Raw genomic sequence first — 17,873 nt, forward strand, 5'->3', positions numbered from 1 at the left:
GGCATCGGCAGACACTGCCCTCCAGCCCCTTCATCGCCTGGACTGGAAACCTGCCATGCCCTCATTGACCGCCGCCGCCTCTGCTGCCCCCGCAAACCCCTTGCCCCCAGCCCCCATCAACGCCTGGCAGGCGTTCGATGGCACACGCAGCACCGGGCGCACGCGGCACCTGCTGTCGCTCGATGATTTCGAGGCCGCCGCGCGCCGCGCGCTGCCGCGCCCCATCTTCGGCTACGTGGCCGGTGCTGCCGAGGACAACCGCGCCCTGGCCGACAACCGCCAGGCCTTCGACGAACTGGCGCTGGTGCCCCGCGTGCTGCGCAATGTGGCGCAGCGCGACCAGGGCGTCACGCTGTTCGGCACGCGCTATGCCAGCCCCTTCGGCATCGCGCCCATGGGCATCGCTGCGCTGTCGGCCTACCGGGGCGATGTGGTGCTGGCCCGGGCGGCGGCGGCGGCGGGCATCCCTGCGGTGCAGAGCGGCAGCTCGCTCATCCGGCTCGAAGAGGTGGTGGCCGCCGCGCCCGGCACCTGGTTCCAGGCCTACCTGCCGGGCACGCCCGAGCGCATCGCTCCCCTGCTGCAGCGCGTGGCCGCGGCCGGTGTACAGACCCTGGTGGTGACGGTGGACATTCCCGTGGCCGGCAACCGCGAGAACAACCTGCGCGCGGGCTTCTCCACGCCGCTGCGCCCCAGCCTGCGCCTGGCGTGGGACGGGCTGGTGCGCCCGCGCTGGCTGGCAGGCACCCTGCTGCGCACGCTGGCGCGCCATGGCATGCCGCATTTCGAGAATTCGTTCGCCGAACGCGGCGCGCCCATCCTGTCCGCGCGCGTGCAGCGCGACTTTGCGGGGCGCGAGCATTTCGACTGGGCGCACATCGCCCAGATACGGCGCCAATGGCACGGCCCCCTGGTCGTCAAGGGCATCCTCAGCCCGCACGATGCGGCCCTTGCGCGCCAGCACGGGGTGGACGGCATCGTCGTCAGCAACCACGGCGGCCGCCAGCTCGATGGCGCCGTGGCGCCGCTGCGCATGCTGCCCGCCATTGCCGAGCAGGCCGGCAGCGCCATGGTGGTGATGCTTGATGGCGGCATACGCCGCGGCACCGACGTGGCCAAGGCCCTGGCGCTGGGGGCGCAGGCCGTCTTTGTGGGCCGCCCCTTCAACTATGCGGCCGCGGTGGATGGCGAAGCCGGCGTGGCCGCCGCCATCGGCCTGCTGCGCGCCGAGCTGGACCGCAACCTGGCCATGCTGGGCGCTACCTGCTGCGCCGAGCTGGGCCCGCAGCACCTGGTGGACCGGCGAGCGCCCTGGCCGCTGGCGCATGCCACCGCATCCCCCCCTTTTGACAACCCAACCGGAGACACCCGACCATGACCCATCCACACCCCCCATTGCCGGCGCGCCCACGCACCGGCCGGCTGCCGGGGCTGGCAGTTGCCGCTGCCATGGCCGTAGCCGTGGGCAGCCTGGCCGCGGCGCCTGCCGCGCGGGCCCAGGCGGCCTACCCCACCAAGCCCGTGCGCCTCATCGTACCCTTCGCCGCGGGCGGCACCACCGACATCATCGCCCGCGTGGTGGCCAGCGGCATGGGCGCTGCGCTGGGGCAGCCGCTGGTGGTCGACAACAAGAGCGGGGCCGGTGGTGCGCTGGGCACGCAGGAGCTGGCCCGCCAGGCGGCCGACGGCCATGCCCTCGCCATGGCCACCGTGTCCACCACGGCGGCGGCGCCGGCCATCAACCCCAAGGTGGGCTACGACCCGCGGGGCGACTTCACGCCCATCATCAACATCGCCGCCACGCCCAATGTGATCGCCGTGCACCCGGGCTTTGGGGCACGCGACTACAAGGCTTTCGTGCAACGGCTCAAGACCGAGCCCGGCAAGCACAGCTACGCCACGGCCGGCACAGGCTCCATCGGCCACATGCAGATGGAGCTGTTCAAGAGCCTCTCGGGGGCATTCATCACCCACATCCCGTACCGGGGCTCGGGCCCGGCGCTCAACGACACGGTGGCGGGCCAGGTGCCCATCGTGTTCGACAACCTGCCATCGGCCCTGCCGTTCATCCAGTCGGGCCAACTGGTCCCCATCGTGGTGGCCGCGCCGCAGCGCCTGGCGCAGTTGCCGGGCGTGCCCACCTTCAAGGAGGTGGGGCTGGATGCGGTCAACCGCATGGCCTTCTATGGCATCGTCGGCCCCAAGGGACTGCCCAGGCCCGTGGTGGACAAGGTGGCCGCCGCCGTGCGCCAGGCGGCCGAGCGGCCCGAGGTGAAAAAGCGCATCGAGGACACGGGCTCGCAGCTCATCCTGAACACGCCCGAGCAGTTTGCGACGCAGATCCGTGCCGAGTACGGCGTGTACCGGCAGGTGGTGCAGGCGCAGAAGCTCTCCATGGACTGACTGGCGCAGAGCGCCGCACTCAGCCCAGCACCAGGTCGCTGGCCGAGCGAATGGCCTGCACGGCCAGCGTGGCGCCGCGCCCGCGCAGCGGCAGCACATGGGCCGCGGCCTGGTGCGCCTGTGCGCGCGCGGCATGCAGCACCGTGTCGGAGGCGACCAGGCGCACACCGAACTCCTTGCACAGCTCCTGCAGGCGCGCGGCGGTGTTCACCGCGTCGCCCACGGCGGTGAAGGTGCGCGTGTCGCGCCAGCCGACCTCGCCCAGCGCCACGCGGCCGGCGTGCAGGCCCATGCCGAAGTCCAGGCGCTGGCCGAAGTCGCGCTGCAGTTCGCCGTTGGCTGCCTCCAGCCCGGCCTCCACCGCCTGGGCCGCGCGCAGGGCGGCGCGGCAGGCGGCGGGCAGGTCCGATTGCAGGCCGAAGATGGCCATCACGCTGTCGCCGATGAACTGGTTGGGCACGCCGCCCTCGCGGCGCACGCTCTCGCCCACGATGGCGAAGAAGCGCTCCAGCACATAGGCCAGGTCGTGCGGCAGGTGGCGCTCGGACAGCGTGGTCCAGCGGCGCAGATCGACAAAGAGGATGACGGCCTCGCGCTCCGCCTGCATGGCGCCCTCGGGGTAGGGCGACGAAGGGCCGGGAGCGAGCAGGGGGGTGACGGCCAGGTTCGCCGTGGGCCGCAGCTGGCAGGCCAGGCGCACGTCGCCGGCCGCGCCGATGCGCGCCAGCGTGCGGCGCTCGTCGGCGTCCGGCGGGGCGCAGCCTTCCAGGCCATGGGAAACGCGCACGCGGCAGGTGGAGCAGCGGCCCCGGCCGCCGCACAGCGACAGGTGGGGAATGCCATGGGCGCGGCTGGCCTCCAGCACCGACCAGCCGCGCGGGACCTGCACGCTCTGACCCGGGTAGCTGAGGGTGACCAGGCGCCCGCTGCGCCGCTCGAGAACCCCGCGCGCGATGCGGGCGGCCATGCCCAGCACCAGCAGGGCCGCGAAGCCCATCGCCAGAAAGGACGCGGCCGTGGCCAGCATGCCGGCCTGCGCGGCATCGAGCGGGGAGTCCGCGTCGGCGCCCGGTGCCAGCTCGCGCCCCATGGCGAGAAAGCCCAGCGCCGCCAGCACGGGCAGCAGCAGCGCGCCCGCAAAAGCCAGGTGGAACTGCCGCTGGTAGCCCGCGCGGTGGCGTGCGGCGAAATGGATGCCCAGGCAACCATGGCACCACACGATGGCCATCAGCGCCAGCTGGCGCGGCCCGCCGTCGGCCGCCCAGATGCGGCCCACGATGTGGGTGTAGGTATCGTCCAGGCCGTAAAGGCCATGGGCCAGGCGCGTGGCCGCGATGTGCGAGGCCAGCAGCAGCGGGATGGCCAGGCCCAGGAGAATGCGCACGGCGTCCAGCCAGGGCATGCGCAAGGTCCGGCGCCGCAGCAGGGCCGAGAAAGCCAGTAGCATGTGCAGCGCCAGCGCGCCATACAGCAGCACGGTGCCCGGCGGGCTGCGCCACAGGGCCAGGAAGCCACTGCGCACCGCCTCCGCCGCGGCCACCGAGACCAGGCCTGCCGCGTGGTTGAGCAGGTGGGTGGCAACATACGCAAAGAGCAGGCAGCCTGACGCCAGGCGCAGCCTTCGGACCGACAAGGAGTGGGATGGTGGTGGGCGTGTCAAAGGAAAAAATCCAAGCGTCCAGTCTGGGGCTGAAGAAAGTGGACCTGCTGCAGGGCCTGCCGCCCGAGCGGCTGGAGGCCATTGGCCGCCAATGTGCCTGGCGCAACCACGATGCAGGCGCGCAGCTGGTGGCCCGGGATGCGGACGACCGTGATTTGCACCTGATCGTGTCGGGTGCGGTGCGCGTGACCAGCTATTCGGTCGCCGGGCGCGAAATAAGTTTCCGCGATCTGCACGCAGGCACCTGCTATGGCGAGCTGTCGGCCATCGACGGGCGCCCGCGCTCGGCGGACGTGATCGCCCTGGTGCCCAGCCTCATCGCCTCATTGCCCCGGGCCGACTTCCTGGAACTGCTGCGCCAGGAGTGGGTGGTCAACGAGCGCGTGCTGCAGCGCCTGTCTGACCTGGTGCGGCGCCTGACGGACCGGGTGGTCGAGGTCAGCACCCTGACCGTGCAGCGGCGCCTGTGCGGTGAACTTCTGCGGCTGGCAGGTGCGGCCGGCGCAACGGGCGCCGATGGCAACCAGGCCCGCATCGACCCCGCGCCCCGGCACGCCGAAATGGCCAGCCAGGTCAGCACCTACCGCGAGCAGGTGACGCGCGAGCTCTCGGCGCTGGTCAAGGCCGGCGTGCTGGCCAAGGACGGGCGGGCCCTTCTGGTGCTGGACCTGGCGCGGCTGCAGGTGCTGGCGAACGGCTGAAGGGCCGGGGACAGCGCACGGACCGGAATCTGCCAAATCCGGTGCGAAAACGCACATCCGCGCGGCGGCTGTTTTTCTACAGTGGAGTTGTCGGTGGGCGCCATGGGCGATACCTCCCGGCAAACCAACCACAACCGCCTTGGAGTGCACCATGAACCAACACAAGACCGTTTTCGCCATCCTGCTGTGCATCGGCGCCGCCGGCAATGCCTTTGCCGACGACATCACCGTCGATACCACCCCCTTCACGTCGACCAAGAGCCGCGCCGAAGTGCTGGCCGAGCTGCGTCAGCCCGCGGCCGACCCCTGGGCGCTGGACTACAACCCCCTGGCCTCGTTCAAGAGCCAGCTGAGCCGCGCCGAGGTGCAGTCCGCGTTTCTGGCCGACCGGGCCGAAGTGGCCGCCCTGCAGGGCGAAGACAGCGGCTCCGCCTACCTGGCACGCGCGGCCACCGGCGGCGACAACGGCAACACCCGCACCGCCGGGCTCGGCGGCCAGCCTTTCACCACGCAATGAAGTCGGCGGGCAGCCCTTGGCCTGCCCGGCCTGAAGTGAAACACCCCCTGAGTCGCTTCGCGCCTCGGTGCGTCCGCCGGAGGCGGCCGCTCTTCGGGCACGTCCAAGCCTGCGCAGGCAGGCTTGGAGCCGCGGCCCTCAGCCCCTCTCTCATATTGCTTCGCAATCTGGGAGGGGGACGCCCCCAGCGCAGTCGCTGGATACGCCGCCTTCGCGGCGGGGCGGCCCTTGCGCGGGGGCACTGGCCTATGGCGCGCCAGTTTAGTGCGTCGCGGGTGGCGCACAGCGCAATGGCTAACTAATGCCCAAAAGCCACGGTCTGTACGCCGTGGCTTTTTTATTTCGTATGCGAAGCATATACTTCGCATGCGAAATATATGCTTGCCCGTCCCCCCACCCAGAACATGAAGAAACCCGCCAGGCCCCGCTATGTGATGCTGTTGAACATGGCCCAGCGCGCGGTCGAGCGCTGGGTGCTGGACCAGGCCGATACCGAGGTATCGCTCACCGCGCCCCAGGCCGGCGCGCTGATGTACCTGGCCCGGCACGATGGCGCGCTCATGGGCGATGTGGCACAGGCCCTGGGCATCGGGGCGCCGGCCATGTCCGGCATGGCCGACCGGCTGGCACGCTATGGCCTGATCGAGCGCTGCCGCGACGGCAGGGACGGCCGCATCATGCGGGTCTACCTGACCGAACTGGGTCAGGCGAACGCGCGGCGCGCCAAGGCCCTGGCCGGGCAGATGAATGCCCGGTTCTCGGACGGCTTTACCGACGCAGAGATGGACGTGGTGGCGCGCTGGCTGCAGGCGCTGCCCGGCAAGTTTGCCGCCGCATCGCAGGCGCAGGCACAGGCCGGGCCCGCAGCCACCGCACTGCCGCACTGAGCCCGCTTGTTTTTCTTCACCCCCAGGCCTTCTTGCCACTGCCATGAACCTCTTTCTGCGCCTTTTCTATGTGCTCACGCGTTCGTTCTTCCGTGAGCGCTTGCCGGCCGGCCCCCTGACCACCCGCTTTCACATGCTGACCTTCCCGAACGACCTGGATGTGAATTTCCACGTCAACAACGGCCGCTACCTCACGCTGTGCGATCTGAGCCGGGTCGACTATTTCATCCGTTCCGGCTTGGCGCGGCTGATGCTCAAACGGGGCTGGATGCCCGTGATCTCCGAGCACACCATGGTCTACAAGAAGTCGCTCAAGGCCTTCCAGCGCTTCGAGCTGGAGATGTCCATCACCCACTGGGACGAGAAGTTCGTCTACATGCAGCACCGCTTCGTGCGCCATGGCAAGCTGGTCGCTGAAGGCACCTCCAAGGGCGCGGTGGTGTCCAAGGCTGGCGTTGTGCAGCCGCAGCAGCTCATCGACCTGCTGTCGGGCGCGGTGGCGCGCTGAAGCATCCCGCCGGGCTCCGGCAGAGGCTGCCTGCCGGTGCGGCAAATGCCACTGAAATGCAGTCCGCGTGCGGCCTGCTGCCAAGGCCGCAGGTGGCAACATGCGATATTCCACCCGCCACCCTCGGCAAGCGGACACGATGAACCTGCAGCAATACCTTCTCAAAGCCACCATGCTCGCCAGCCGGGGCCAGATGGACCAGGCCATGGCCACTGCGCGGCAGGGCCTGCAAGCCCCGGTGCCGCCCGAGGTTGCGCAGGAGCCGGGTGGGGGTGAATTCCACATGCTGCAGCGCATGGAGCTGCAACTGCTGCTGGCCGACCTGCTGGAGGCCAGCGGCCACAGCGGCGAAGCCCAGACTATCGCCCGGCAGGCACAGGAGGCCCTGCTGGCGAGCGGGCTGGACCCCGACCTGACGCAGCCGCTGCTCCTGCTGGCCGAGGACATTCTGGACCGCACGGGTGCGCAGCCCGGGCCGTGAGTTCCCGCCTGCCTTGCTACCATCGCGCCACGGGCCGCTTGGCAGGCCCGCACCCGCCCGGGAGGGTTCCAGTGATGTCTCGCTTCCTCATGCTTGATCGCGAAGTCAGCCAGCCTGCGGGCTATGCAGACAGGGGCTGCCTGCTCGTGCGCTACCGCCTGCCGCTGCTGCGGCACTGCTTTGTGCTGTGCCATGAAGGCGGCGGCCGCGGGGACGACGGGGCGGCGGCAGGGGAACTGCTGGCCTTCTTCGTGGCCGAGGCCGCCCGGCTGGCACAGGAGTCCGTGGGAGACCCGCAGGCGTTCATGCTGCTGCACAGCGGGGCCAGCGTGCGCAAACGCTCCAACTGGCACCTGCATGTCTTTGTGGTGCAACACCGCTGGCAGAAGGCCTGGGTCCATGCCATCCTGGCCGCGAAGAACACGGCACTGGCCGGCCTGGGCGGGTTGGCGGTGCTCTCTCCTTTGCGCCGGCGGGTGCCCGCGCCTGCGGTGCAGGTGGCCACGCCACGGGCGCCGGATTGACGCCACGCCCCCAAGGGCCTTGCACCGGCCATCTGCAAGTACCATCGGGCCACCCCGTTTCATTCAATGTGGCAAAGGATGTAAGCCCGTGCACCGATTCAGTTTCAAAGCCATTGTGGCCGGCGTGGTGCTCATGCTGGTGCTGCTGCCCCTCATCGCCTATGGGCTGTGGTACCTTGCGTCCTGGTGGTTCCAGACCCAGGGGGCGGGCGACGCGCAACTGGCCCAGCTGGTGACCGAGTTCCTGGACGGCAACCTGGGCACGCTGGCGCTGCTGCTCGCGGGCGGTGCCATGTGCATACCGGGCGGCTATGTCACGGCACGGCTGGCACCGGCGCACCCTTATGCCAACAACCTGGTGGTGGCGCTGATGCTCACGGCCATCTCCATCGGCCTGGCCATTGGCACGGGCTCGGGTTGGGACTGGTGGTTCGATATTGCCAATGCCTTCTTCACCGTGGCGGGCTGCTGGTTCGGCGGCTGGTTGGTGGCGCGGCGCAGCCGCTGAGCGCATGCCCCAACGCGAAGGCCTGGTGATCGACCCCGCCGACGGGGCGATGGTGCTGCGGCCATCGGGGCGCGCCTGGCGCAAGGGGCTGGCCCAGGCGGATGCCCTGGTGCAAATGGCCGAGTTCTTCAAAGGCACGAACGACCGCGGCAATGCCTATGCCTGGTCGTCGTTCAGCGGCTTCGAATTCGGCGGCATGCCGTGCTCGCTGTCCGTGGGCTTCCATGAAGGGCGGCTGAACATGGTGCTTCTGGGCGTGGACCTGCCTGGCGCCGAGCAAGAGGAGGGCTGGCCCACGCAAAAGGCCATCGACAACGAAGTCGCCTTTGTGCGCCGTGTGCTGCACAAGCAACTGGGGCGCAATTTCGGCAACCATGCGGTGTCCTTCCCCTGGGGCGAGGCCTGGAGCCGCTTCGACCCCAAGGGCTTCATGGCCAGTGCGGGCGTGAGCTACGTCTGATACGGATTTGCGTTCAACCGTCTAACGTCGTTGGTTCGCCTTGCCGTGCTACAGCACTGTCTGCGGCTTCCCGCCTAGTTATACGGTCGAACGCGAATCCGTATGACGCCCGTGCTTACTTGCCCAGCAGCTTCTGCTGGGCCGCCTTGCCTTTGGCGCCCAGCTTCATTGCCGCCAGGGCCGCCGTGGTGCTGGCGGGCAGGGCCTGGCCATGCGCCAAGTGCAGTTCCAGCAGCAGCTCCAGCAGGGGCGCCTGGTCCTTGCGCCAGGTGGTCATGGGCTCTTGCACCATGGCGCAGAGCAGGGCGAATACCGCCGCCGGCAGGGCCGCATGCGCCTGGGCCGCGGCGGCCAGGCTCTTGGCGTAGCGCGGGCCCTTGACCAGGGGCGTGGCCCACAGGCGCGCCAGGGTGTCGCCCAGGGCAGCGAGGTCCAGGCGGCCGTCCTGCACCCCCTGCACCAGCGCGTCCACGGCCAGGGCCGTCTGCCCCGCTTCCTTGCCGGCCAGGGCCACGGCCAGCAGCAGCACAGCCATGGGTGTGAAGGGGGTGGTGGGATCCAGCAGCCGATCGAGGTAGGCGCGGTTGTGCCACTGGGCTTCGTCCCAGTCCAGGTTGTTGCCCATGGTGCGCGCCGCCTCGGCCAGCCAGGGTTCCAGGCCCGAGGGCAGCAGGCTGGCGGCAAAGCGGATGTGGGCCGCCTCGTGCTCGGTGCTCCAGCGCGTGTCGGCCAGGTGCTTGGCGCACAGGGCCAGGGCCGTGTGGTGCGGCTGTGCGCACTCCTGCAGTTGCAGCGCAGGCCGGTGGGTGAGGTGCAGGCGGTGGAAGGTGTAGCCGTACTCGGTGCGGTGGCTCAGCACATGCCAGTCGAGGCGGGCGTGCAGGGGGCCGTCCGGACCCAGGTCGCCATAGGCGGCCAGTGTGGGCGCATCGTCCCCATGGGGTGCGCGGATGCGCGCGGCGGCCAGGAACAGGGGGCGGGCATGGTCACCGGAGGGCACCTGGACGGCATCGTCACCGAGGGCGTGGCGCAGGGCCTGCACCAGCAGGGTCTGGGGGCGGGCGCCTTGTGCGGTGGCCAGGGCGGCGTGTGCCGCGGTCTCGTCCCTGGAGGCGGGCACCAGGCGCATCAGCGCCAGCACCTGTTCGGACAAGGCGACCGTGCACCCGGCCTGCTGGTGCGCCTGGATGCGTTGCACCAGCTGCCGTGGGTCGATGAAGCCACCCCGGTGGGTGGGGGTGGACAGCGGCACGAGGCCCTTGCCTTGCAGTGCCTGGGCAATCAGGCCCTGGGTGCGCGGTCCGATGAAATGGTCAGCGCGGGTGGGGCCGCTGCCGGGCACCTGCATCACATCCTCTGCCGTGCCTTCACCCTCCAGCGCGGCGGCCAGGATGCGGGCCAGCGCGAAGGGCAGGGATTGGATGGGCCACTCAAGCTTGCGGGTGCGCTTTTGCAGTGCGAGGAAGGCCGTCTTGTCTGCCGCTGCCATCGGCGCCCGCTGCACCAGCGCCGCGGCCACGCGCTCCCATTCGTCCACGTCGGTCGGGTTCTCCAGCACATAGGCCATGCGCTCGACCAGGTCGGCGATGGCATCCAGCGGGGGCAGTGCTCGGCTGGCATCCAGCGGCGAGATTCTGCCCGGCGCCTCTGCGGGCCCGACGGCGGTCGGGGCCATGGCCGATGGGGCCGCATGGGCCTCACCCACCAGCCGGGCCAGCGCCGGCCGGTTCACGGCCGAGACAAAAGGCAGGTAGCTGCGTGCCAGGTCCTGCCCGGCATCGTCCAGGCCCCATTTCGCCATGAAGGCGATGGCCTTCTTGTGCACGTCGGCCGCGGTGTGGCCCAGGGCCTGCGCCGCAATGCCGCTGGCGTGGTGGGCCCATGCCGCATCGTTCCTTGCCACCTGGCCCAGCAGCTCCAGTGCTGCGAGCACCTGGCCCTTGGCGGTGGCCGATACCAGGGGCGTGGCGGCTTCGCACACGGCCTGCGCATCCACCCGCCCGGCCTGGTAGAGCGTCGCCACGGCCTGCAGGGCCATGCCGGCGGTGGGGGCGATGCGGCTGTGGCACAGGGCCAGGTAGCGCTCGGCCTCGGCGGCCATTTCGTCCACCGAGGGCGCCAGTTGCTCGTGGAAGCGCGAGAACCAGCCCGACTTGAACTGCGGCCAGTCGCAGGCCAGCGCGCCCAGGGTCTTGTCCAGCAACTGGGCACGGGTGTACACGCCGCGCTCGCACAGCGTGAGGAAGGCGTGGCCCCAGGTCAGGTCGGGGTCGTGGCAGTATTTTTCGCGCGCGGCAAAGCTGCCGTCCGACGTGCCTTCGCGCTCGAACAGCCTGAGCAGCCAGGGCGCCACGCCGGGGTCGGCATCCACATGCTTGAGCACGATGTTGGATTCGCTGCGCAGGTCGCCGAAGAACAGGGCGTCGATGTACTCATCGGTATCAGGGCGCTCCACCAGGCCCGCCACGATGGCACGGTGGATGACGTGGGCGTAGTGCCACCGGTTGTCGCCGCGCAACTGCTTGTCTATGGCCTCAATCGACCGCGGCGGCGCAAACCGTGCCTGGTAGGCCGCGATGTCCTGGATGCCGATGTGCTGCCAGTAGTCGCTGGGCGGCAGTTCGGGGTCGCACATGAAGCGGGCCAGTTCGGTGGCGCGGAACAGCCGGTTGGCGCGTGCCTGGTCGGTGTGGCCATCCACGGTAAGGGGGCTGTCGGCGTCGGCGCGCAGCAGCTGCCAGCGGTGCATGATCAGGCGCTCGGCCGTGCGGCGCATGGCTTTGCGTTCGGCCTGGTCGGCCGCGCCGATGCAGTCCATCACGGCATCGAGATCGCCCGCGAGGATGTGGCGCTCAAGAGGCGAATCGCCGGTGCTTGTGTCGTCGTTGTCGTGGTCTTGCATGGGATCCGGTCAATGCGAGGTGGGGGCTGCCGCCTGTGCGGCACAGGCCGCGAGCACATGCTTGCAGGGGCCACGCTCGCCCTGGTGCTTGGCAAACCAGGGGCAGGTGCAGCGCAGTTCGCCGTCCACCTCGCGCACACGGTAGCCCACATCGGCGCTGTGCACCTGGGCATCGAGCGGGTGGGTCGAGGCCAGGCGCACGGCACCGGCCTGCAGCAGAGCGCGGGCGTCGGCCAGGCGCGGGTTCAGGTCGTCCAGCTGCGCCAGGTCCAGGGGCAGCACGCGGTGGAAGTAGGCGCCGTGCACCAGGTCGTAGCCCACCAGGCCCGATGCGCCGAGCAGTTGCAGCGCCCGGTCCACATCGGCAACCGGCCATTGCAGGTCGGCGGCCAGGGCATCGCTGCGCAGCGTGTCCTGCCAATGCAACTGGGCGCGTACGGCGCTGGCGGTGCGCGCCGCGTCGGCCAGCACCAGGGAGTGCAGGGCCTGGCCTTCGCCCGAAAAACCGCGCCACACCTCGGCGCTGAGTACCAGGGTCAGGCGCATGGCGCCGAAGTCCAGGCACCAGGCGCTGGCCTGCTGCTGCGCATCGGCAAACAGCGTGAGCGTGCGGGCCTTGGGCAGCAGGTTTTCGAGCACGCGCAGGCGGCTGCTGTCGGTGAAGCGCACGCCGCTGCCATCGTTCTGCGCCGTGGTGCGCAGGCCCTGCGGGCCGGCCACCACCCACAGCGGCGTCTTGCTGGTCGATGCCCGGGGCAGGCTACGCACAAAGCGCAGGGCCGGGATGGCATCCACTTCGAAGACCTTGCGCATGGCGGACTGGTAGGTCTGCACCGCCACCATGCTGCGCAGCCAGCGCAGGGGCAGCTCCACCTTCTTCTCCACCACCTGCGTGCCGCCCGTGTGCAGCGTGAAGGCCGCATTTCCGACCGACAGGGCCAGCCCGTCGGCATCGCGCACCTGGGCCAGGGCAGCGCGCATGGGGGCGTTGAAGTCGATGTTGGTCGTGCCCTTGCCGACGATGTCGCCGGCATAGGCGGCCGGCTCCAGGTCCACACGGATGTAGGTGCTGCAGCAGGCCGAAAAGCCCTCCAGCCGCAGCATGCCGCTGCCCGCCGTGACGACGGGGTCGGCCAGCGCCACGGCCTTGGCCACGCTGTTGGCGGGCGTGAAGAAGCGCGAGCCCACGAGCAGGTGCACGGCGCTCAGCAATTGCGCAGCCAACTGAGGCTGGTGCAGCCGGCCTTCGAAGAAATGCGGGTGGGCGAATTCGCCGGGCGAGGAGGTGGCCAGGCGCAGGTGTGGTGGGGCGCCTGCACCCTGGTCCAAGGACGAAGGCTGTGCATAGCGGTAGGTGTGGGCGAACTGGAGCATGGGCGGCGCGGTCTTTACGCTTCAGAAATGCTAACCCACGCGCGGGAAGCTACATTTGCCCTTGTCTCCCAACCCCTTTTCTTCGTAGGAGCCCTCGGTGAGCGGAAGAATCAACCCCAAGGCCGTGGTGCTGGGCAGCTTGCTGCTGCTGGCGCTGTCCATCGTGGCCGGCGTGCTGCTGGTGTCGCTGCAGGGCGTGCTCATGGCCATGGAAGGGCAGAGCGAGGAGCAGATCGTCCAGGCCCTGGCCGATCTGGCCGATGACGACGGCTACCTGGTCTGGAGCATGGTGCTCGGATCGCTGGCCAGTGTGCTGGCCGGCCATGTGGCGGCGCGCATCGCGGGCGCCGCCTACCCCTACTTCAATGGCCTGGCGGTGGGCGTGGTGGGCACCCTGGTGGGTTTTGCCTTCTGGAGCGAGCTGCCGCTGTGGTTCAACCTGGCGGGCATCTTCGTGACGCCGGCCTGCTGTGTGCTGGGGGCGCACCTGGCGGTGCTGCGCGCAAATGGTGCTGTGGGGCGCATGGGCTGAGCCGCCTTCACCCCCATAATCGCGGCAGAGGCCGGGTCCATCGGCCCACTACAACAACTGTCTGTCTCGGAGGAGGTGCACATGAAGGGCAATGTCGCAGCCATCGTTCTGGTCGTTCTCGGGGTTTTCTTTCTGCTCACCAACCTGGGCCTCATCAGCATCAGCCTCAAGGAGCTGCTGCGCGTGTGGTGGCCCGTGGCGCTGATCGCCATTGGCGTGGCGCTGTTCTTCACGCCGGGGTCCAAGGGCAAGTAGGGCGGTTGGCTGGCTACCCCGCAGGGCGCTGTGCCTGGGGCGCAGGCCACAGGCCGCCGCCACGCCACAGCATGGTGGCGATCATGGCCAGCGCGATGAACAGCGGGCGCATGACGCCGGCATCGAGCAGGCCGCCGCTGGCCGCCTGCAGCGGGCCCACCACGTAGCGCAGCACCTCGGGCAGGGCGGCCAGCAGCACGGCGCCCAGCACCACGCCCGGGATATGGCCCATGCCGCCGAACACCACCATGGCGACGATGAGCACCGACTCCTGCAGGCTGAAGGCCTCGGGCGAGATGAAGCCCTGGAAGGCCGCGAACATCACCCCCGTCACGCCGCCGAAGCTGGCGCCCACGCCAAAGGCCAGTAGCTTCAGGTCTCTGGTATTGATGCCCATGGCCTTGGCGGCCATCTCGTCGTCGCGGATGGCCATCCACGCGCGGCCGATGCGCGAATCCTGCAGCCGCCGGCAGATGGCCACCGTGAGCAGCACCAGCACGAGGAACAGGTAGTAGTACAGCGTGACGGGCGCCATCTGCCAGCCGCCCGCCACGGCCAGGGGCTGGCCCAGGTCCACGCCGAAGATGCGCATAGGGTCGATCAGCCCCAGGCCTTGGGCACCGAAGGTGATGTTGACAGGGTGGCCCAGGTTGATGACCAGGATGCGCACGATCTCGCCAAAGCCCAGCGTCACGATGGCCAGGTAGTCGCCGCGCAGCCGGAGCGTGGGCGCACCGAGCAGCATGCCCAGCAGCGCGGCCAGCACGGCCGCCAGCGGAATGGCGAGCCACCAGGGCGTGTGCAGGCCCTGGGGGAAGAGGGCCGCGATCCAGCCGAACTGCTCGGTCAGGTGCGGCGAGGCCAGCAGCGCGAACAGGTAGGCACCCATGGCGTAGAAGGCCACATAGCCCAGGTCCAGCAGGCCGGCATAGCCCACCACCACGTTCAGCCCCAGGGCCAGCATCACATAGAGCAGGGCGGTGTCGGCCATGCGCACCCAGTGGTGGCCGAAGCCCTGCAGCACCAGGGGCAGCAGCAACAGGGCCGCGAGCAGGGCGGCAGTGTGCCGTTTCGGCAGGGTCTTGGGGTGCTCAGGGGGCATGGACAGGGACTCTTCGGTCGGTGGCTGGAAGGAATGCAGGTGCAAGGCTAAACTGGCTTGAATGATCAAGAAATACCACCCCGTTCCATTCATTGCGGAACAAAACGCTCGAATAAGCCGCCCGCTTGCCCCGGCCCGCGCCACCCTGGAGGGCACGCGCTGATGGAGCAGCTCACCGGCCTGCGCGCGTTTGTGAAGACCGTCGAGTTGGGCAGCTTCGTGGCGGCGGGGCGCGCCATGGAGCTGTCGGCCTCGGCGGTTGGCAAGGCGGTGGCGCGGCTGGAGCAGGAGGTGGGTGTGCGCCTCCTGCAGCGCAGCACGCGCAGCATCCAGCCCACGGCCGAGGGCCGGCTGTTCCACGAGCGCTGCCGCCGCATCCTCGACGACCTGGACGACGCCCAGGCCATGCTCTCGCATGCCACCGAAGCGCCGCGCGGCCGGCTGCGCGTGAGCGCGCCCATCGTGGGCCACCATTTCCTCATGCCCCTGGTGCCGGGCTTCCTCGCGCGCTACCCCGAGGTGGAGCTGGACATCAATTTCAGCGACCGCAGCATCGACCTGATCGAAGAGGGGGTGGACGTGGCCATCCGCAGCGGCGACCTGCGCGACTCGCGCCTCATCGCGCGGCCGCTGCAGCACTTTCGGCTGCTGTTGTGCGCATCGCCCGGTTACCTGGCGCGCAGCGGCACGCCACTGGCTGTGCGCGACCTGGCGCAGCATGCGGCCGTGCGCTTTCGCCACCCCGACTCGGGCAAGCTGCTCGACTGGCCGCTCGATGTGCCCGAGGAGCCACGCCTGCGCACCGTGCTGGCCTGCAACAACATCGAGGCGGTGCTGGCCGCGGCGCTGCGTGGCGTGGGCATCGCCTGCCTGCCCGACTTTCTGGTGCAAGGGGCGCTGGCCGATGGCCGGCTGGTGCGCGTGCTCGATGCGCACATGGGGCCGGGCGGCCAGTTCAAGGCGCTGTGGCCCTCCAGCCGGCACCTGTCGCCCAAGGTGCGCGTGTTCGTGGACTGGCTGGGCGCCGGGCTGCCGGGCGCCTGAGCGGGGCGGCATCCGCTACCATGGCCGCTTTTTTCCAGGGGATGTGGTGATGGGCAAGAGGATGGCAGCGGCGCTGGTGGCGGCACTGGCGCTGGCTGCGGGTGCGGCAGAGAAGCTGGCGCCGGGCAAGCTGGTGGAAGCGGTCAGCGCACAGGTGCAGGGGGCCAGCGCGCGTGCGGGCCGCAGCGTGGAGCTGCTGGCGGACTTCCAGGCCCCGGCCGCGGCTGGCCTGTTCCCGCAGGCGGACGAGGCCGCTGCCGCCGTGGGCAGCGCCGCCGCGGCGCTGCAGCGCATCGATGCATCGGCCCGGCCCGAACTGGCCACGGCCTCACTGAACTACCTCAAGGCAGCGCAGAACCTGGTGAAAGACTTGCAGGATGCGCGTCGCAAGGCTTCACATGCCGAGGCGCTGGACCGCGAGGGCGCTCGCATCGCGGCCGAGCTCAAGGACGCGCGGGACAGCGATCGCCCCGCCTTGCTGGAGCGCATGGAAAAGGCCTTTGGCCAGAGCGACGACGCCGAGGCCGCGATGAAGGAGGCGGTCACCCGCGCCAGTGCCGCCCTGGCCGAGCTGGTGCTGCGCCGCTCGCTGCTGGCCGCGCAGCTGGGCTCTGCGGATGCGCTGCTGCCCGAGAAGACGCTGGCCGCGGTCAGGCAGGGCCTGCAGGCCGTACAGCCTGCGGAGTAGCCCGCCACGGGGACGGTCAACCGTGGGGTGCCGCATCCCTTTCGCGTGCTTCCGCAAACGCCGGCTCCGCACCGAAGTAGCCCCGGAACAGGTTGCGCGCAATGCCATGCGCCGCAATCTGCAGCTCCTGCGCAAAGTCGGGCGCGAACAGCCGGCTGGTGTGCTGCTGCCATAGCCCCACCCAGGCCGCAAAGTGCGCGGGCGTGACGCCTGACAGCGCCATGTGCTTGCCGAACACGTCGCCGCCCTTGAAGCGCCGCTGCCCCAGCGCCACCGTGCACCAGAAGTCCACCAGCCGCGCCAGGTGCTCGTCCCAGCGGCCGTGCAGCGCGGACTCGAACACCGGGCCCAGCAGCGGGTGGGCGCGCACGTCGGCGTAGAAGGCATGCACCAGCGTGGCCATGCTGTCGGCGCTGGGTTCCAGATAGGTCGTCGTCGCCTCGGTCATCGCGATCCCCCGGCCTTCAATGGCAGCCGCAGCGCGGGCTGGCGCAGTCCGAGGCGCCCGCATCCAGTCCATGGGCGGCACCCGCCTGGGCCTCGAAGGGCGGGAACAGCACATTGTTCTCCAGGTGGATGTGGCTGATCAGGTCGTCGCAGAACTGCGCGATGCCCGCGTAGAGCGCGCGCCAGGTGGTGCAGGCGTCTTCGGGCGGGGCGGTGTCGTGGGTCAGCGCATTGAGCCGGTCCAGCGCCGCGCCATGGTCCGTGTGTTCGGCCCGCATCACGCTGATGGGCATGCCCACAAAGGGGTTGCCGCCCCGGCGCAGCAGGGGGAAGAGCACGGCCTCTTCCTTGCCCATGTGGTCCAGCAGCTCCGCATGGGTTTCCTCCAGTGCGTCGGCCAGACCGGCGGGCACGGCAGGGTGTTCGCGGTGCACGGCCTCCACGCGCCGGGCCATGCGGATCAGCTCGGGCAGCTGCTGGCGGTGCACCTCGTGGTAGCGCGCCAGGATCAGTTCGATGAGCGCCGTGGCGCTGGCGCCGGCCAGGGGCAGAGCCTCGCCGCGCTGCAGGTGCGCCAGCTCGGCCACCACGGCATCGGCATCGAGCCCCTTGCCGGCCGCAGCCTGGGCCAGGCTCACATGGCCGCCGCAGCAGAAATCGAGCTTCAGCCGCCGGAACACCGCCGTGGCACCCGGCAACTGCACCGCGATCTGCCCGATCAACTGCTGTGCATCCAGAGCGAAAGGCGCCGCAGCATGAGCTGCAACGGGGCTTGGGAAGGCGGCGGGATCACGGGCGTTCATGGCGGTCCTTTTAAAGATTCATCTGATATGTTTATTTTAAGAGGCATTTCAAATGAATCTTTATTTTGACCATGGTG

General features: G+C 69.8%; 20 protein-coding genes. 14 read left to right on the plus strand and 6 right to left on the minus strand.

Annotated elements, in window-relative coordinates:
- Window positions 1–55: 55 nt before the first annotated feature.
- Both HNP48_RS32350 and HNP48_RS32355 read left to right on the plus strand, forming a co-directional pair.
- On the plus strand, window positions 56–1,378 hold the full coding sequence (locus tag HNP48_RS32350; protein ID WP_184865184.1) for an alpha-hydroxy acid oxidase: 1,323 nt from the start codon (window positions 56–58) through the stop codon (window positions 1,376–1,378).
- A 71-nt stretch (window positions 1,379–1,449) separates the two neighbouring features.
- Window positions 1,450–2,403: a tripartite tricarboxylate transporter substrate binding protein BugE gene (locus HNP48_RS32355; protein WP_184865248.1), complete on the plus strand. Its 954-nt coding sequence runs from the start codon at window positions 1,450–1,452 to the stop codon at window positions 2,401–2,403.
- Window positions 2,404–2,422: 19 nt separating this feature from the next.
- Here the strand turns inward: HNP48_RS32355 and HNP48_RS32360 are convergent, their stop codons facing one another.
- On the minus strand, window positions 2,423–4,036 hold the full coding sequence (locus tag HNP48_RS32360; RefSeq protein WP_184865186.1) for an adenylate/guanylate cyclase domain-containing protein: 1,614 nt from the start codon (window positions 4,034–4,036) through the stop codon (window positions 2,423–2,425).
- A gap of 65 nt (window positions 4,037–4,101) precedes the next feature.
- Here HNP48_RS32360 and HNP48_RS32365 point away from each other — a divergent pair, with 65 nt between their 5' ends.
- From HNP48_RS32365 to HNP48_RS32400, 8 genes are all read left to right on the plus strand, one after another.
- A complete protein-coding gene (locus HNP48_RS32365; protein ID WP_311773881.1) occupies window positions 4,102–4,764 on the plus strand; it encodes a Crp/Fnr family transcriptional regulator in 663 nt (220 codons plus the stop codon).
- A 151-nt stretch (window positions 4,765–4,915) separates the two neighbouring features.
- The gene (locus HNP48_RS32370; protein ID WP_184865189.1) at window positions 4,916–5,281 is read left to right on the plus strand and encodes a DUF4148 domain-containing protein; all 366 of its coding nucleotides are present in this window, start codon (window positions 4,916–4,918) and stop codon (window positions 5,279–5,281) included.
- Between the two features lie 404 nt (window positions 5,282–5,685).
- Entirely contained in the window at window positions 5,686–6,168 is a 483-nt protein-coding gene (locus HNP48_RS32375; RefSeq protein WP_184865191.1) for a MarR family winged helix-turn-helix transcriptional regulator, read from the plus strand.
- A gap of 43 nt (window positions 6,169–6,211) precedes the next feature.
- Window positions 6,212–6,676 (plus strand): thioesterase family protein, encoded by a 465-nt coding sequence (locus HNP48_RS32380; protein WP_184865193.1) that lies wholly within the window; start codon window positions 6,212–6,214, stop codon window positions 6,674–6,676.
- A gap of 172 nt (window positions 6,677–6,848) precedes the next feature.
- Window positions 6,849–7,157 (plus strand): hypothetical protein, encoded by a 309-nt coding sequence (locus tag HNP48_RS32385; RefSeq protein ID WP_221480432.1) that lies wholly within the window; start codon window positions 6,849–6,851, stop codon window positions 7,155–7,157.
- A gap of 74 nt (window positions 7,158–7,231) precedes the next feature.
- Window positions 7,232–7,681 carry a hypothetical protein gene (locus tag HNP48_RS32390; protein ID WP_184865197.1) on the plus strand — a complete coding sequence of 150 codons (450 nt, stop codon included), beginning with the start codon at window positions 7,232–7,234 and terminating at the stop codon, window positions 7,679–7,681.
- An 88-nt stretch (window positions 7,682–7,769) separates the two neighbouring features.
- The gene (locus tag HNP48_RS32395; RefSeq protein WP_184865199.1) at window positions 7,770–8,189 is read left to right on the plus strand and encodes a hypothetical protein; all 420 of its coding nucleotides are present in this window, start codon (window positions 7,770–7,772) and stop codon (window positions 8,187–8,189) included.
- A gap of 4 nt (window positions 8,190–8,193) precedes the next feature.
- A complete protein-coding gene (locus HNP48_RS32400) occupies window positions 8,194–8,649 on the plus strand; it encodes a hypothetical protein (protein ID WP_184865201.1) in 456 nt (151 codons plus the stop codon).
- Between the two features lie 115 nt (window positions 8,650–8,764).
- Here the strand turns inward: HNP48_RS32400 and HNP48_RS32405 are convergent, their stop codons facing one another.
- Together HNP48_RS32405 and HNP48_RS32410 are read right to left on the minus strand one after the other, a co-directional pair.
- Window positions 8,765–11,551, minus strand: a complete 2,787-nt coding sequence (locus HNP48_RS32405) for a DUF6493 family protein (protein ID WP_184865203.1) — start codon at window positions 11,549–11,551, stop codon at window positions 8,765–8,767.
- Between the two features lie 9 nt (window positions 11,552–11,560).
- Window positions 11,561–12,925, minus strand: coding sequence for an SWIM zinc finger family protein (locus HNP48_RS32410; RefSeq protein WP_184865204.1), 1,365 nt, complete (start codon window positions 12,923–12,925; stop codon window positions 11,561–11,563).
- Between the two features lie 97 nt (window positions 12,926–13,022).
- On the opposite strand from HNP48_RS32410, the gene HNP48_RS32415 reads away from it, so the two are divergent.
- Both HNP48_RS32415 and HNP48_RS32420 read left to right on the plus strand, forming a co-directional pair.
- A complete protein-coding gene (locus HNP48_RS32415) occupies window positions 13,023–13,457 on the plus strand; it encodes a hypothetical protein (protein ID WP_184865206.1) in 435 nt (144 codons plus the stop codon).
- 81 nt (window positions 13,458–13,538) lie between these two features.
- Window positions 13,539–13,712 carry a LiaI-LiaF-like domain-containing protein gene (locus HNP48_RS32420; RefSeq protein ID WP_184865208.1) on the plus strand — a complete coding sequence of 58 codons (174 nt, stop codon included), beginning with the start codon at window positions 13,539–13,541 and terminating at the stop codon, window positions 13,710–13,712.
- Window positions 13,713–13,725: 13 nt separating this feature from the next.
- Here the strand turns inward: HNP48_RS32420 and HNP48_RS32425 are convergent, their stop codons facing one another.
- A complete protein-coding gene (locus tag HNP48_RS32425) occupies window positions 13,726–14,853 on the minus strand; it encodes a branched-chain amino acid ABC transporter permease (RefSeq protein ID WP_184865250.1) in 1,128 nt (375 codons plus the stop codon).
- Window positions 14,854–14,976: 123 nt separating this feature from the next.
- Between HNP48_RS32425 and HNP48_RS32430 the strand changes: the two genes are divergently transcribed.
- Together HNP48_RS32430 and HNP48_RS32435 are read left to right on the plus strand one after the other, a co-directional pair.
- Complete coding sequence (locus HNP48_RS32430; RefSeq protein ID WP_184865210.1) at window positions 14,977–15,858, plus strand: LysR family transcriptional regulator; 882 nt, start codon at window positions 14,977–14,979, stop codon at window positions 15,856–15,858.
- Between the two features lie 49 nt (window positions 15,859–15,907).
- Window positions 15,908–16,546, plus strand: coding sequence for a hypothetical protein (locus tag HNP48_RS32435; protein WP_184865212.1), 639 nt, complete (start codon window positions 15,908–15,910; stop codon window positions 16,544–16,546).
- Window positions 16,547–16,562: 16 nt separating this feature from the next.
- Here the strand turns inward: HNP48_RS32435 and HNP48_RS32440 are convergent, their stop codons facing one another.
- Window positions 16,563–16,994 (minus strand): group III truncated hemoglobin, encoded by a 432-nt coding sequence (locus tag HNP48_RS32440; protein WP_184865214.1) that lies wholly within the window; start codon window positions 16,992–16,994, stop codon window positions 16,563–16,565.
- Window positions 16,995–17,010: 16 nt separating this feature from the next.
- Entirely contained in the window at window positions 17,011–17,796 is a 786-nt protein-coding gene (gene ytfE / locus HNP48_RS32445; protein WP_184865216.1) for an iron-sulfur cluster repair protein YtfE, read from the minus strand.
- Between the last annotated feature and the right edge of the window lie 77 nt (window positions 17,797–17,873).

This window comes from Acidovorax soli, from assembly GCF_014207955.1.
In the GTDB taxonomy this organism is placed as follows: Bacteria; Pseudomonadota; Gammaproteobacteria; order Burkholderiales; family Burkholderiaceae_C; genus Acidovorax; species Acidovorax soli_A.

Coding starts and splice junctions, on each gene's coding strand:
- HNP48_RS32350 (WP_184865184.1), top strand. CDS start 56: ATGCCCTCATTGACCGCCGCCGCCTCTGCTGCCCCCGCAAACCCCTTG.
- HNP48_RS32355 (WP_184865248.1), top strand. CDS start 1,450: ATGGCCGTAGCCGTGGGCAGCCTGGCCGCGGCGCCTGCCGCGCGGGCC.
- HNP48_RS32370 (WP_184865189.1), top strand. CDS start 4,916: ATGAACCAACACAAGACCGTTTTCGCCATCCTGCTGTGCATCGGCGCC.
- HNP48_RS32375 (WP_184865191.1), top strand. CDS start 5,686: ATGAAGAAACCCGCCAGGCCCCGCTATGTGATGCTGTTGAACATGGCC.
- HNP48_RS32380 (WP_184865193.1), top strand. CDS start 6,212: ATGAACCTCTTTCTGCGCCTTTTCTATGTGCTCACGCGTTCGTTCTTC.
- HNP48_RS32385 (WP_221480432.1), top strand. CDS start 6,849: ATGCTCGCCAGCCGGGGCCAGATGGACCAGGCCATGGCCACTGCGCGG.
- HNP48_RS32390 (WP_184865197.1), top strand. CDS start 7,232: ATGTCTCGCTTCCTCATGCTTGATCGCGAAGTCAGCCAGCCTGCGGGC.
- HNP48_RS32400 (WP_184865201.1), top strand. CDS start 8,194: ATGCCCCAACGCGAAGGCCTGGTGATCGACCCCGCCGACGGGGCGATG.
- HNP48_RS32405 (WP_184865203.1), bottom strand. CDS start 11,551: ATGCAAGACCACGACAACGACGACACAAGCACCGGCGATTCGCCTCTT.
- HNP48_RS32410 (WP_184865204.1), bottom strand. CDS start 12,925: ATGCTCCAGTTCGCCCACACCTACCGCTATGCACAGCCTTCGTCCTTG.
- HNP48_RS32420 (WP_184865208.1), top strand. CDS start 13,539: ATGAAGGGCAATGTCGCAGCCATCGTTCTGGTCGTTCTCGGGGTTTTC.
- HNP48_RS32430 (WP_184865210.1), top strand. CDS start 14,977: ATGGAGCAGCTCACCGGCCTGCGCGCGTTTGTGAAGACCGTCGAGTTG.
- HNP48_RS32435 (WP_184865212.1), top strand. CDS start 15,908: ATGGGCAAGAGGATGGCAGCGGCGCTGGTGGCGGCACTGGCGCTGGCT.
- HNP48_RS32440 (WP_184865214.1), bottom strand. CDS start 16,994: ATGACCGAGGCGACGACGACCTATCTGGAACCCAGCGCCGACAGCATG.
- ytfE (WP_184865216.1), bottom strand. CDS start 17,796: ATGAACGCCCGTGATCCCGCCGCCTTCCCAAGCCCCGTTGCAGCTCAT.